Source organism: Peribacillus sp. YIM B13472 (genome assembly GCF_042788005.1).
Lineage (GTDB): Bacteria > Bacillota > Bacilli > Bacillales > DSM-1321 > Peribacillus > Peribacillus simplex_E.
In genome coordinates this window covers 1-14,030 of record NZ_JBHZPG010000034.1, presented here as the reverse complement: position 1 = coordinate 14,030, position 14,030 = coordinate 1, and the positions used below count along the sequence as shown (strand labels likewise).

The 14,030-nt window shown below is 39.7% G+C and carries 15 protein-coding genes; 12 read left to right on the top strand and 3 right to left on the bottom strand.

Translation table 11 applies throughout. The features are described 5' to 3' along the window. Positions 1-10: 10 nt before the first annotated feature. On the bottom strand, positions 11-1,222 hold the full coding sequence (locus ACFX4I_RS20890) for a M20 family metallopeptidase (RefSeq protein ID WP_377422763.1): 1,212 nt from the start codon (positions 1,220-1,222) through the stop codon (positions 11-13). Between the two features lie 385 nt (positions 1,223-1,607). Between ACFX4I_RS20890 and ACFX4I_RS20885 the strand changes: the two genes are divergently transcribed. Both ACFX4I_RS20885 and ACFX4I_RS20880 read left to right on the top strand, forming a co-directional pair. Continuing rightward, positions 1,608-1,751, top strand: a complete 144-nt coding sequence (locus ACFX4I_RS20885) for a hypothetical protein (RefSeq protein ID WP_377422830.1) — start codon at positions 1,608-1,610, stop codon at positions 1,749-1,751. Continuing rightward, complete coding sequence (locus ACFX4I_RS20880) at positions 1,696-1,866, top strand: phosphatase PAP2 family protein (protein ID WP_377422826.1); 171 nt, start codon at positions 1,696-1,698, stop codon at positions 1,864-1,866. The genes ACFX4I_RS20885 and ACFX4I_RS20880 overlap by 56 nt, the downstream gene beginning before the upstream one ends. A gap of 241 nt (positions 1,867-2,107) precedes the next feature. Here the strand turns inward: ACFX4I_RS20880 and ACFX4I_RS20875 are convergent, their stop codons facing one another. Further along, positions 2,108-2,623, bottom strand: coding sequence for an antibiotic biosynthesis monooxygenase family protein (locus tag ACFX4I_RS20875; protein WP_230300942.1), 516 nt, complete (start codon positions 2,621-2,623; stop codon positions 2,108-2,110). 269 nt (positions 2,624-2,892) lie between these two features. On the opposite strand from ACFX4I_RS20875, the gene hemE reads away from it, so the two are divergent. The 3 genes from hemE (at position 2,893) to ACFX4I_RS20860 (ending at position 5,806) form a co-directional block, all read left to right on the top strand. Further along, positions 2,893-3,936 carry a uroporphyrinogen decarboxylase gene (gene hemE, locus ACFX4I_RS20870; protein WP_377422761.1) on the top strand — a complete coding sequence of 348 codons (1,044 nt, stop codon included), beginning with the start codon at positions 2,893-2,895 and terminating at the stop codon, positions 3,934-3,936. 78 nt (positions 3,937-4,014) lie between these two features. Then, positions 4,015-4,950 (top strand): ferrochelatase, encoded by a 936-nt coding sequence (gene hemH, locus ACFX4I_RS20865; RefSeq protein WP_230300940.1) that lies wholly within the window; start codon positions 4,015-4,017, stop codon positions 4,948-4,950. Positions 4,951-5,230: 280 nt separating this feature from the next. Beyond that, positions 5,231-5,806 (top strand): TetR/AcrR family transcriptional regulator, encoded by a 576-nt coding sequence (locus tag ACFX4I_RS20860; RefSeq protein ID WP_076367257.1) that lies wholly within the window; start codon positions 5,231-5,233, stop codon positions 5,804-5,806. A 159-nt stretch (positions 5,807-5,965) separates the two neighbouring features. Here the strand turns inward: ACFX4I_RS20860 and yhfH are convergent, their stop codons facing one another. After that, a complete protein-coding gene (yhfH, locus tag ACFX4I_RS20855) occupies positions 5,966-6,094 on the bottom strand; it encodes a protein YhfH (RefSeq protein WP_065310849.1) in 129 nt (42 codons plus the stop codon). 173 nt (positions 6,095-6,267) lie between these two features. Here yhfH and ACFX4I_RS20850 point away from each other — a divergent pair, with 173 nt between their 5' ends. The 7 genes from ACFX4I_RS20850 to ACFX4I_RS20820 all read left to right on the top strand — a co-directional run bounded on the left by ACFX4I_RS20850 (position 6,268) and on the right by ACFX4I_RS20820 (position 13,914). Further along, positions 6,268-7,002 (top strand): MBL fold metallo-hydrolase, encoded by a 735-nt coding sequence (locus ACFX4I_RS20850; RefSeq protein ID WP_230300939.1) that lies wholly within the window; start codon positions 6,268-6,270, stop codon positions 7,000-7,002. A gap of 41 nt (positions 7,003-7,043) precedes the next feature. Continuing rightward, positions 7,044-8,033, top strand: a complete 990-nt coding sequence (lplA, locus tag ACFX4I_RS20845; RefSeq protein ID WP_377422758.1) for a lipoate--protein ligase — start codon at positions 7,044-7,046, stop codon at positions 8,031-8,033. A gap of 179 nt (positions 8,034-8,212) precedes the next feature. Continuing rightward, positions 8,213-9,757: a fatty acid--CoA ligase family protein gene (locus ACFX4I_RS20840; RefSeq protein ID WP_377422756.1), complete on the top strand. Its 1,545-nt coding sequence runs from the start codon at positions 8,213-8,215 to the stop codon at positions 9,755-9,757. Positions 9,758-9,931: 174 nt separating this feature from the next. Next, complete coding sequence (locus tag ACFX4I_RS20835; protein ID WP_230300936.1) at positions 9,932-10,459, top strand: HD domain-containing protein; 528 nt, start codon at positions 9,932-9,934, stop codon at positions 10,457-10,459. A gap of 179 nt (positions 10,460-10,638) precedes the next feature. Beyond that, positions 10,639-11,307, top strand: a complete 669-nt coding sequence (locus tag ACFX4I_RS20830; RefSeq protein ID WP_377422754.1) for a LuxR C-terminal-related transcriptional regulator — start codon at positions 10,639-10,641, stop codon at positions 11,305-11,307. A gap of 382 nt (positions 11,308-11,689) precedes the next feature. Continuing rightward, complete coding sequence (locus tag ACFX4I_RS20825; RefSeq protein ID WP_377422752.1) at positions 11,690-12,955, top strand: M48 family metallopeptidase; 1,266 nt, start codon at positions 11,690-11,692, stop codon at positions 12,953-12,955. A 149-nt stretch (positions 12,956-13,104) separates the two neighbouring features. Beyond that, positions 13,105-13,914 carry a YitT family protein gene (locus ACFX4I_RS20820; RefSeq protein ID WP_230300932.1) on the top strand — a complete coding sequence of 270 codons (810 nt, stop codon included), beginning with the start codon at positions 13,105-13,107 and terminating at the stop codon, positions 13,912-13,914. Positions 13,915-14,030 lie beyond the last annotated feature (116 nt).

Sequence of the window (14,030 nt, the reverse complement as noted above, 5' to 3'; positions counted from 1 at the left end):
CCCTTTTTCATTACCGTAATAAAGATTCATTCACCTTTTGCGATGATTGTTTCTTATTGTGATAGGTTACAGCTGCAGTGCCCAATATTTTGGCTGCAATGAGCATCGCTTTTTCATCGATGTCAAACAAAGGATGATGATGCGGATATGTATGTTCATTTTTTGGCTTGGCCCCTGTAAAGAAGAATGTTCCTTTCACATTTTGTAAATAATAAGAAAAATCTTCACCTGTCATATCCGGGTCAATTTCCTCTGTAATCAAAACTTCCTTGACGGATTCAGTGCTTTCGATGAGGAATTTAGTTTCCTCTATATGTGGAATAACAGCTGGATAACCCTGAAAGTATTTATATTCATAAGTGCAGTCCGCAGCTAGGCAGGTTCCTTTAACAACCCGCTCCATTTCTTCGCTTATGAATGAACGGACATCTTCCTTGAAAGTGCGGACGGTCCCGATTATTCTAGCCTTATCTGCAATGACGTTAAAGGCATTATCCGCTACAAAGGAACCGACGGTAATGACTGCAGAATCTATTGGGTTAAGGCGGCGGCTTACGATTTGCTGTAGGGCCATGACTAGCTGAGAGCCGACTACGATTGCATCACGGGTCTTATGAGGCTGGGCTCCATGTCCGCCCTGCCCTTGAATGGTGATTTCAAAACGGTCAGCAGCGGCCATAATGGGGCCATAAGCGTATTGTACAGTTCCGGTAGGGACCGTAGCCCATAAATGGGTGCCGAAAATTACATCCACCCCATCTAGGCAGCCAGCCTCAATCATCGGTTTGGCACCTCCTGGAGCATATTCTTCAGCATGCTGATGGATAAATATATATTCACCTTCGAGCTCATCCTTCAGATCATTCAGATTTTTTGCAAGGACAAGGAGTGTCGCTGTATGGCCATCGTGTCCACACGCATGCATTACCCCGGGTACGGAAGATTTATAGGGAACTTCTTTTTCATCCTGAATGGGTAAGGCGTCGAAATCAGCGCGCAAAGCTACGGTTTTACCAGGTTTATTGCCTGTGATCTTGGCAATAACACCATTACCGCCTACATTTGTCCGGTGTTCGATTCCAAGTTTTTTATAATATCCAGCGATGAAGGCCGCCGTTTGGGTTTCTTGAAAGGAAAGCTCGGGATGTTGATGAAGATAACGTCTGATGGAAACCATTTCTTCATATGAACCATCTAGAAGATCATGTAATCGCTGTATCATTTTGTGCCTCCTAATGATTGGATTAATTGTAAATAGTATATCATATTCTGAATAATCCAAAGTGAATTAAATACCTTGAGGAGATATATATAATGATTAAATATTCCTGGATTGCTATGGTTTTGATTTGCTTGTTGCTATTCTTTTTTTGATGCAAGAAGTCCAGAGTGAGAAGACTTTAGCGTTCGATACATATATTGCGAAACTTTTTTCGGTAGGTGAGAATATTTTTCGTTCACTTTCTTCAAGCCTATTACATATCTTGGGAAATCCAAGTTCATTGGTTTTGGAAGCTTATTGTGGGTTCTATATTTGTGGATAATAAAGAAGGATTATTGGACCATGGCCATCTTCTCTATCGGTATGGCAGGGGGTGATGTATTAAATGGGTGAAAAAAATCATATTAAAAGAGTGCGCCCTAAAAAATCATTTGATGGAGACCGCTGGCTTCATTTTTCCAAGTGGCCACGCAATGGTGGGCCTTATTTTCTTCAGTATGTTTTCTTATTTAATCATGAAAGAATTTAAAGGAAACTCTTTGAAATGGGCAATGGAAATCGGTTTCGTTTGTCTGGTTTTGCTAATCGGGGTCAGCAGGATCGCTATGAAAGTTCACGTTCCAACTTGGCAGGTTTTGCATTAGGAGCGGCATATATTTTAACGCTGTTTAAATTGTATAAATTTTTCGGGCCTAAAGTACTTTGAAAAAAGGGTTCAGATAAAATATATGTAAATAGCCGTTGCATTTCCCCGGAAATAAAGAAGGAATTTGTCGGATTGTTATAGGTTCATAGATTTTTGGGCCGTCCAAAATAACGCTCTGTATTACTGAATTCAAAGAGGCCCATCCTTGAGGGATGGGCCTCTTATTGAGAAAGAATGGATTATTCTTCTGGATCCTTCACCAAAGTATACTGCGTTACATAGGCTTCACCTGAAAACATCTTCTGGCTGGAATTTGTAACGGGAGCTTTGGAGTCGCTGTTATGCGCCTTCTGAAAGGAACTGGACTTCTTCCAGTTCAGGAAATCGGTTTGTTTCTCCCAAATCGTTAAGATTACATAAGTTTCAGAGTTGATTGGCCGCAGTACACGAAGTGCGACAAAACCTGGTTCATTTTCAATGAATCCTGCCCTGTTTTTAAAACGATGTTCGAATACCGGCCTTCCTTCTTCACTGACAGGTATATTGTTCATGACTACATACCCATGATCCTGAAGGTTTCCTTTCCCATCAACTACTTCATACTTACGTGGAGAACTGAAGATCGTTTTACCTGCTGTTTCATGTAAAAGTACTGTAGTGTCAGGATTTTGCATAAGTAATATATTTTCATTCGGATGCTTATCTTTTTTGCTTTTCAAAAAATTGAAACTGCCTGATGTGATGAATACATTCATAAATTCCCCTCCAATATCTATAGTACCTGTATACCCATTTTACCCAATGAATAGTGCTTTTACCATTTCCAATCTAACCAATAGTCTTTGATGCCGGTAAGATACTTATAAAAAAGTCGATTTTCTGACAAATAAATAGGTTGGCTATACTTCTATTATAGAAAAAGCTATAGTTTAAAGAGATTCGATTTGAAATTCAACATCCTTCTGATATTCTATGTAGGTAATGAATAAAAATAGAAACGTGATTGCTTGAAAGGTGGATATTAATGTCTAAGGAAATTACGAATGATACATTTTTAAAAGCTGCAAGAGGAGAGAAAACGGATCATGTGCCTGTTTGGTATATGCGTCAGGCTGGCCGTTCACAGCCGGAATACCGTAAGTTGAAAGAGAAGTACTCCCTTTTTGAGATTACTCATCAGCCGGAATTATGCGCTTATGTGACTAGATTGCCTGTTGAGCAATATGACGTAGACGCTGCGATTTTATATAAAGATATAATGACACCGCTGCCAGCCATTGGTGTGGATGTTGAGATTAAGTCCGGAATCGGTCCAGTCATATCCAATCCGATCCAATCGGTGACAGATGTTGAAAAGTTAGGTGAATTGAACCCGGAGAAAGATATCCCATATGTGTTGGACACGATTAAATTATTGACCACGGAGCAATTATCCGTTCCTTTGATCGGTTTCTCCGGGGCACCGTTCACCATTGCTTCATACATGATTGAAGGCGGCCCATCCAAAAACTACAATAAGACGAAAGCTTTCATGTATTCCGAGCCAAAGGCCTGGTTTGCATTAATGGATAAGCTAGCGGAAATGATCATCGTATATGTCAAGTCACAAATTAAAGCCGGCGTTAGTGCCATCCAAATCTTTGATTCATGGGTAGGTGCTTTGAATGTTAAAGATTACCGCGTGTTCATCAAGCCGATCATGACTCGTATCTTTTCTTCATTGCGTGAAGAAAATGTACCGCTAATCATGTTCGGGGTCGGCGCAAGTCACTTGGCACTTGAGTGGAATGATCTTCCGATTGATGTGGTCGGGCTCGATTGGAGACTGCCAATTACAGAAGCAAGACAAATGGGAATACAGAAAACGGTACAAGGTAATCTTGATCCTGCCCTTCTTTTATCATCATGGGATGTTATAGAAGAACGGACGAAAAGGATCCTGGATCAGGGCATGGAACAGGACGGCTACATCTTTAATCTGGGACATGGGGTTTTCCCTTCCGTAAACCCGGAAACACTGAAGAGGCTGACCGCTTTCATTCATGAATATTCATCAAAAATGAAGTAAGGTGAGCGAGCCATTTGCTAAAAATCATTAATTGGATGCACAATAAAAGAACGAAATCTTTAAATGAGGTGTAATTTCATGTCAAGAAAAAAAATGGGCCTTTTAGTCATGGCTTATGGTACTCCATACACTGAAGAGGATATTGAAAGATATTATACACATATTCGTCATGGGAGACGGCCAAGCGATGAATTGATTGCCGACCTAAAAGGCAGATATGAAGCGATCGGTGGATTATCCCCGCTTGCAAAAATAACGGAAGGACAAGCTGAAGCCCTTGAAAAGAGATTGAATTCCGTTCAGGAAGAAGTTGAATTCAAGGCATATCTTGGACTGAAACATATTGAACCTTTTGTTGAAGACGCAGTGAAACAAATGCATGAAGATGGAATCGAAGAAGCGGTCAGTATAGTATTGGCACCGCATTTTTCAACATTCAGCGTGAAGTCTTATAATGGACGTGCCCAGGATGAAGCCGCTAAATTGGGGGACCTGACCATCACTTCCGTTGAAAGCTGGTATGATGAGCCGAAATTCATTCAATATTGGGTAGACCAAGTAAAAGAAGTAATCGGGAAAATGACCTCGGAAGAACGCGATAACTTCGCTTTGATTGTGTCGGCACATAGCCTCCCTGAAAAAATCCTGCAATCAGGAGATCCGTATCCAAATCAACTGAAAGAAACGGCAGACATGATTGCTGAAGGAGCAGGGGTTACCAATTATGCAGTAGGCTGGCAAAGCGCTGGACAAACACCTGAACCATGGTTGGGACCTGATGTACAGGATTTAACCAGAGATCTCCATCAAACAAAAGGTTATAAAGCTTTCATTTATATTCCTGTTGGCTTTGTTGCCGAGCACCTTGAAGTCCTTTATGATAACGATTATGAATGTAAGGTTGTGACGGAAGAGATTGGTGCAGGTTACTATAGGCCGGATATGCCCAATGTTAAACCTGAATTCATCGATGCCTTGGCCACAATCATTTTAAACAAATTACAGGAAAAGTGATCAATCAATAGAGGAAATTGGTTTAACCGTGCTTACAATGTGCTCTACATATTTTCATATGAAGTTGATAGATGCCATACACCTGGAAAAGCGGCGCTTTTTTTACTTTACCTGAGTGATTTAAATTAATACCCTTTTGAAAAAGTGGCTGTCCATTAATGAGGATGGCCATTGTTTCTCTAAAAAATTGAAAATTTAATTGAAAAGACTGAATATTTTTGGTATGATATCGTTGAACATAATGACTGTTTTGTCCGTTTGGTCAGGATTGAGGTGGAAAATGTCTGTTGATCGTAAAAAATTAATTTTAGAAGCCGCGACCAAGTCGTTTTCACTTTTTGGATATAAGGCAACGACGATGGATCAAGTCGCTAAAATTGCCAATGTGGGAAAAGGGACCATTTATACCTTTTATAAAAATAAAGAAGAGCTGTTTAAAGAAATCGTTCAGCGGATGATAGAGGAAATGAAATATGAGGCGGAACAATCTTTGGATGATCAACTCTCCTTTTTTGAAAATCTGCATCGGGCCGTTTATCGAATTCTGGAGTTCAGGCAGGAACATCAATTATCTTTAAAACTTCTTCAGGAAGAGCGGGAAATTGGTACGCCGGCCGTTCAGGAAATGGTTAATGAAATGGAAGAAGCCATTGTATCCTACATTAAGGAAAAACTAAAAATAGCGATTGATAAGGGCTATATACAGCCTTGCGATCCAGAGATAACAGCTTTCCTGATGCTAAAGATGTACCTTGCCCTGATTTTTGATTGGGAAAGGAACCATGCCCCATTAGAGAAAGAGGAAATTGCTGAACTATTTAAAATATATTTGTTCAAAGGATTATCCGTAAAGTGATAATTCTATTTTTTGGCTGAAAGGCAATGACCCAATAAAAAGAAGAGATACCGATCATCGGTATCTCTTCTTTTTATTGGGGATGTTTTTCAGCTGCGAAACTGAACCTTATATAAATCATCCTGCTATTTGGGAAGCGGATGGTGAAACACAAGACTACTACTCTCCAGAAAGGCAATGATCACAGTGGTTTCCATAACATTCGTGCTGTTCTTCGATTTTTTTTCCGCATTCCGTGCATTGTTTCGGAGGCAGGTTTTTAAAGAACTCAACGCTACTTTGAATCATGAACATCATCTCCTGAATTATTTTATTATTCGCTTTTCTATGGTTTTATTGTATTATAACAGATTTGATATGTCAACCAATGTTTTATAACATAAGTAAAAAAGGTGAAATAAGGGCAAGAATAGTTTATATTAATGGGGAAGTCATTGAGAGAAAAAAAGGAGTGCCTAAGCATGAAAATCACCGTAATTGGCTGCTGGGGCGGTTATCCAGCTAAAAATGAGGCAAGTTCCGGCTATTTGCTTGAATATGAAGATTTTCGCATTCTGCTTGATTGTGGCAGCGGTGTTCTATCACAGCTGCAAAACCATATGAAGCCGGAGGATCTTGGTGCTGTTGTATTATCCCACTATCATCCGGATCATGTAGCGGATATTGGTGTCCTGCAGCACGCTGCGTTCATACAGCAGATATTGGGCAGCGAAAAAAGGACGATTCCTATTTATGGTCATGATTTGGACGAAGTCGAGTTTGGTAAGTTAACTTATAAAGACGTGACAAAGGGGATAGCCTACACTGCTGATCAACCCTTAACCATTGGACCGTGTAAATTTACGTTCATGAAAACAAATCATCCAGTCCCTTGTTTTGCAATGAGGATTGAAGCTGAAAATCATTCGATAGTTTACACAGGGGACAGTTCATATATGGATGAGCTTGCAGATTTCGCTAAAGACGCAAACGTTTTACTATGTGAAAGTAATTTTTACAGTGATATGGATGGTTCAAAGGCGGGGCATATGACGGCAAGAGAAGCGGGCATGCTAGCGGAAAAGGCTGACGTCCAGCTTTTGCTGTTAACTCATCTCCCTCATTATGGGAATCTTGATCAACTGAAAACAGAAGCATCCGAGGTATTCAAAAGGGAAATAGCTGTAGCTAAAACCAATCTCGAATTCCAACTATAAATGAAACATCAGTGATATGAAGTCTACAAGGAGGAACAACTGTGCTTTTTATTGATAATAAGGGAATTACAGATCCAAGAATTAACCTTGCCATCGAAGAATATGCGCTTAAACATTTAAATATAGATGAAACCTATCTTCTATTTTATATTAATCGTCCTTCAATCATCATAGGAAGAAATCAAAATACGATTGAAGAAATCAATGCCGATTATGTAGATGGAAATGGCATTACAGTTGTTCGCCGCCTTTCCGGGGGTGGAGCGGTTTATCATGACCTAGGGAATCTCAATTTCAGTTTCATTACGAGGGACGATGGGGATAGTTTTCATAATTTCAAGAAATTCACCCAGCCTGTCGTGGAAACGCTTGAGAAACTTGGAATACATGCTGAATTGAGCGGTCGTAACGATATTCTGGCTGAAGGAAAGAAAATTTCGGGAAACGCGATGTTTTCAACGAAGGGCAGAATGTTCAGTCATGGGACATTGCTGTTTCAATCAGAAATGGATCACATTGTATCCGCTTTAAAAGTGAAAAAAGATAAAATCGAGTCCAAAGGGATAAAATCAATAAGAAGCCGTGTCGGTAATATCGCTGATTTCTTAAAAGAACCGATGTCTGTTGAAGAGTTCCGTTCATTCCTTCTGCAAAATATTTTCAAAGATAGCGGTAAGGTTACAGAGTATATTTTAACGGAGACGGATTGGGAGAAAATTCACAAAATCTCTGAAGAAAGGTATCAAAACTGGGAATGGAATTACGGAAAATCGCCTAAATTCAACTTACAAAACTCACATAGATTCGCTGTGGGGTCTGTTGATATCCGCCTTGAAGTGAACAAGGGAATCATTGAGAATTGTAAAATCTACGGCGATTTCTTCGGGGTCGGAGAGGTTGCGGATATTGAACAAAAGCTTACTGGAACACGTTATGAAAAGGAAGCGATCAGCAGGGTACTAGATGAGATAGATGTTCGTCATTATTTTGGCAATGTAACGAAAGAAGAAATATTGGCACTAATATATTAAGGCACAAAATCCGTCCCGACTTAATAGGACGGCTTTTGTGCCTAATAATGACAGTAATTGCTTGAATATGGATAAAATTGTTGCTGTAATAGCTTTCTTTTAATATAATAAAAATGTATTTAGTTCACCAAAAAAATGAATGATTATTCATTCATGCTATTTGCAGGGGAGGGAGAAAGATGAATTTATCTGAACAGCTTCATCAAATGGCTTTAAAAAAGGCGGATAAGCCAGCATATTACTTTATGGATCAATCCACTTCATATGGGGAATTGGATAAAGCCGTTACGAAGTTCGCAGACGAATTACATAGGCTTGGTGTTTCAAAAGGTGATAACATTGCGCTGTTATTGGGCAACTCTCCACATTTCATCATTTCTTTGTATGGGGCTATGCGAGCAGGGGCGACCGTAATTCCCGTCAATCCAATTTATACACCTGACGAGATTGGTTATATCCTGAATAATGGCGATGTTAAGGTTGTTGTGGCATTAGATAAGCTTTTACCCTTACTAGAGAAAATGAACCCGATTCTTTCAAGCGTAGAACAATATGTTATTTGTGAAACGCAGCAGGATAATGGGGGTATTAGCGAATTTAACATCTGCCCAAAAATGAAATCGTTTACAAAAATGATCGAATCGGGGGATGACGGCTTTAAAGGGCCAGAACTGGATCCTGAAGATACGGCAATCATACTCTATACTTCCGGAACAACGGGGAAACCAAAAGGGGCCATGCTCACACATACCAATATCTACTCCAATGCACATGATATTGGTGAATATTTAAAAATCTCGGAAAGTGACCGTGTCATTACGACATTGCCAATGTTCCATGTTTTCAGTTTAACGGTAGTTGTGAATGCCCCATTGATAAGCGGGGGTACGCTTTTAATTGTCCCGCAATTCAGTCCAAAGGAAATATTCAGGCAAATCAAAAAATATGATGCAACCGTTTTTGCTGGAGTGCCTACGATGTATAACTTTCTTTTCCAATACCCAGATGCGAAAGAAGATGCTTTGAAGTCGTTACGGATATGCATATCGGGCGGATCCGCCATGCCAGTGTCCCTGCTTGAATCATTCGAGCGAAAATTTAATGTCAGGGTTTCAGAAGGATATGGCTTATCCGAAGCATCCCCTGTTACCTGCTTCAATCCTTTGGATCGTCCAAGGAAGGCGGGATCCATCGGAACCTCCATCCTTAGGGTGGAAAACAAAGTGGTCAATGAGCTTGGAGAAGAAATGCCAATCAATGGTGTAGGAGAATTGATTGTCAGAGGTCCGAATGTAATGAAGGGTTATTATAAAATGCCTGAAGAATCAGCCGCTGCCTTGAAAAATGGCTGGTTATATACAGGCGATTTAGCCAGGATGGATGATGAAGGCTATTTTTTCATTGTAGATCGTAAAAAGGAGCTTATCATCGTCGGTGGTTATAATGTCTATCCACGTGAAGTGGAGGAGGTTCTGTATGCCCATCCTGAAGTAGTTGAGGCAGCAGCCATAGGCGTTCCCGATCCCAATCAAGGGGAAGTGGTTAAATGCTTTGTGGTAAAGAAAAACAATACATTGACAGAAGAAGAACTGCTTGCCTATTGCATGGAACACTTGGCCAAATATAAGGTACCGGCAATAATCGAGTTTTTGGATGAACTTCCTAAAAACGCTACTGGTAAAATATTACGTCGCTCCTTGAAAAACCATGTACTGCAAAACTGAATATTCATTGATCATCAGGGATCATTGCCTATAACCGGCATGGTCCTTTTTTGTACAACCAAAGTGTATCAGGCTGCATAAAATATATTGGAGAATCTTAAAACCTTGATTCTTGTTTCGAAAAGAGTTATGATTGTCATTAAAAATTTCCACATAATTGTAAGGAGGGGTTAGATGAGAGATGTAAAACTTTTGGATATTTTTACACATCCCATTGCTCAAAAATACTTGAACCGTTCAGGTCTGGCACATGCGATTGCGGTAGCATACCATGCGTTTCACTTAGCAAACGAATATAATGTCGACCCTGATATTGCTGCTAAAGCTGGACTTTTGCATGATATGGGTCATTTCACCTGGTATCGCAATGGAAAATGGGATTATGATATGTATAAACAAAATGATATTCACCCCATCAAAGGTGCAGAACGAGCACATAAACTGTTAATCCGCTTGGGAGAAAACCCGATAAAAGCAAAGACCATTTCCCTCGCCATTTTATTTCACACCGATTCGTTCTTACCTTCAAATGATATTATTCGTACACCGCTTCAGCAAGTCGTCAAATGGGCCGACGAAAAAGATGAAGAAGAAGGTGGAAAACATCATTATCGCAAAATTGATTTTCCCAGGGCAAAGGAAAGCATCATGAAACTTGATACGCTCATAGATGAGGAACAAAGAAAAAGGCTATCATCCTGAAGGTAAATGGGTGATAGCCTTTTTACTGTCAGGAGGTACACTTTTTAAGCATTTTACAGTTTAAATTTGTTATAAGGTGAATTAATGATGTAAAGTATAGACCAATAGAACTATTAGCGGCGGGCAATTATAAAAAATTATCGGATTAATAACAAATAATGAAAGTAACAGGTGATGTTATGAAGTCGATTAAGCTATTGATATATGGTGGGCAGGGAGGTCTTGAGGAATTCATCGAAAAAGAAGAAGACATTAAGGCCATAGGGGTGACTGGAAATGAAATGGACCTTCTTGATTTTAATCACACATCATCAGTCATGCCAGATGTCATTATTATTGATGCCCGGTCATCAGGGAAGTATGGACAGGAAGTCATGCCAATCCTAAAGGTAAAACATCCATCCACTCCTTTCCTTGTTTTTACTGACTATTCAGAAGATCATTATCTTATCGAAGCGATATGCCATGGTGCAGCAGGTTATGTGTTACAGGATGGCGGAATGAAACAAGTGCTGTCGGCAATCCGTCAATGTGCCAACGGTCAGATAGTTTATCCTGCCTCATTTAAATCAATTTTAATGAAGAAGCTGCAGCAGGATGTTGAAAGATCACCAGTAACTTTGGATAAGGCAATCGAAAAATTGGGGGCCTTTTCTAAACGCGAGTATGAACTGCTTATCCTGCTGACCCAAGGCGAAACAAATCAGCAAATCTCAAAAAAACTTTTTCTATCCATCGGCACGGTAAAAAACTATTTAAGCCGTATTTACAGAAAACTGAATGTTAATAATCGACCGGAGCTTATGGCACTTTTGTATAGTTTTCAAAAAAGAGGGATGAAGGGATGACTACTTATGCCCGCCGTACCGTTAGTCGGCTTCTTTATCGAAATCACATTCCAAAAAATTTGATGAAACGATTTACATCAAAGCAATTAGGTGGCGGCAAAGGGATAAATTCGTTGTTGCCTTAAACCTCCAAGCCCTCCGTTTTTTTAAAAATATCTCTGCATATAAATCATTTCACCTCTTCGTATGGCCATATTATCCCGGAAGTGCATTTTTGACTAAAGGTGTATTCTGTGAAATCTTAAGGTTGATAATAAAGAATAAAAAATAAACAAAATGATGGAGATTGAAAGGAATAAATAATATAGAAGGGAAATGCGGTTCTAACCTGTCCATTTTGGATTAAACTATTGAGAGGGAGATTCGTTTAAGGAGGGGCATCATGGTTAGAAAATGGGCTGGAAGAGCGATTCTGTTATATATCCTTTATGCAGCGGCGATGTATTGGTATATATTTTATGGAGCTGATACCTCGATTCCCGAGGCTTTGCGTGGAACTGCAGCAGATCCTGCAACATTCCTGAATGCAAGGGAACTAAAGCTTAGCGAAGAGTATTCAGGACTGCGGAATTTTATTTTTTTCGTATCCACGCCATATGAATGGCTGCTGTATTTCTTCATTTTATTATTCGGTTTTTCAAAAGCATTTGAAAAGTCGTCAATGGCAGTCTCGAGGTGGAAAGCGGTCAGAACGGGCATCTACTTATTCTGGCTTTCCGTTATTTCTTACCTGGCACTGTTTCCAATCAGTTTCATTGGATATCGGATGAGTAGGAGTTACCATATAAGTACACAAAGTTTCACCTCGTGGATGAAGGACGGAGTCATCGAATTCTGGGTGAATTTCGGGATGATGTTCATCATCGTGTCCGTTTTGTATTGGTTAATGAAAAAAAGTGTGAAGAAGTGGTGGCTCTATGCTTGGATGTTGTCCATTCCATTTACCTTGTTCCTGATGTTTGTACAGCCTGTATTGATTGATCCACTATATAATGAATTCTATCCGCTCAAAAATAAAGAGCTGGAAACGGAAATATTGGCACTTGCCTCACAGGCTGAAATTCCTGCTGAACACGTGTATGAAGTAAATATGGCGGAAAAGACAAATGCTCTGAATGCATACGTGACCGGCATAGGTTCCAACTCAAGAATAGTCCTTTGGGATACGACCCTGAACAAACTGAAGGAAGATGAAATCCTTTTTATCATGGCACATGAAATGGCTCATTATGTGGAAAAGCATATTTATATAGGGATTGCAGGTTATTTAGGACTGACTTTAATCGGTTTGTGGCTGACATCGAAAATCATGAATTTTATCATTAGACGCTGGGGCCATCTGTTAAAGGTTCGTTCTATTGACAGCATTTCTTCTCTTCCTTTATTTCTCTTAATAACGTCTGTTCTGCTCTTTGCTTCGAGTCCGCTGTCCAATTATGTCTCCAGATATCAAGAAACAAGGGCTGACCGTTATGCCATTGAAATGACTGGGGATAAAGAATCAGCAATCACGACGTTCCAGGAACTCACGAGGTCGGGTTTGAGTCAAGTCAACCCACCATTCCTGGTTAAATGGCTGCGGTATTCCCATCCAACCATGCTCGAGCGGATTTCAACGGTTGAAAATACTGATACAAAGGGTGATTGAAAGCCAGCTGAAAACCAGCTGGCTTTTTTCTTTTATATCGGAAAAATGTAAGTTTGTAAGTTGTTTTCAGAAAAAACTATTATTTTTAAAAACGTAAGGTTCTCTACTATAATAAATTAAATTCCCAGTTCGTTTTAAGGAGATCGGATATGTATAATGTACTTTTGATCACTATGGGCTCAGTGCTTGTTGCAGTAGCCTATAACTTATTTTTGATACCTCATTTAATTTTAAGCAGCGGACTTAGTGGACTTGCGATTATGTTCGGAATCATCACCCCCGTCAACACAGGGATATTGAATTTTCTGTTGAATCTGCCATTGCTGATTCTTGGATACTTGAAATTAGGGAGACGCTTTATCACCTATACGATATTATCAGTTGTCGTGATATCCGTCAGTTTATACCTCATTCCAGTTCACGGAATATCCACTGAGCCGATTTTGTCTTCTTTATTTGGCGGAATCATATCGGGATTCGGTATAGGCATCATCTTTCGTGCTTCAGGTTCTTCAGGCGGTTTTGATATCATTGCCATGCTATTGGCTAAGAAGAGCGACTTTCCACTTGGTACATTGCTTTCGGTGATGAATGCAGTTGTGGTGGTTATCTCAGGCTTCATCTTTGGATGGGATGCCGCATTATATACGCTGATTTCCATTTATGCAGCAGGAAAGGTGATCGATACGATCCATTCCAATCACATTAAATTAACATTGATGATCGTTACTAAAAAGAGTGACGAAATGAAAACCAAGCTCCTGACCAACCTTTATCGTGGAATTACAGTCATGGATGGTGAAGGTGCATATTCAGGAGAAAAGAGTAAAGTAATGATGACAGTCATTACACGTTATCAGTTAACCGATGTAAAAACGATGATAAAAGAAGTGGATCCGAATGCTTTTGTCAATATAACCGAAACCGCCGAGGTCATGGGGATGTTTCATAAAGAGTGATGATAATTAGAAAAGCCTCCCAACATTATGGGAGGCTTTAGACTGTAGACAAACTCGATGAAAATCGAGTTTGTCTATTTTTATGGCTTGTACAATTTGGACGTTGATTTCCACTC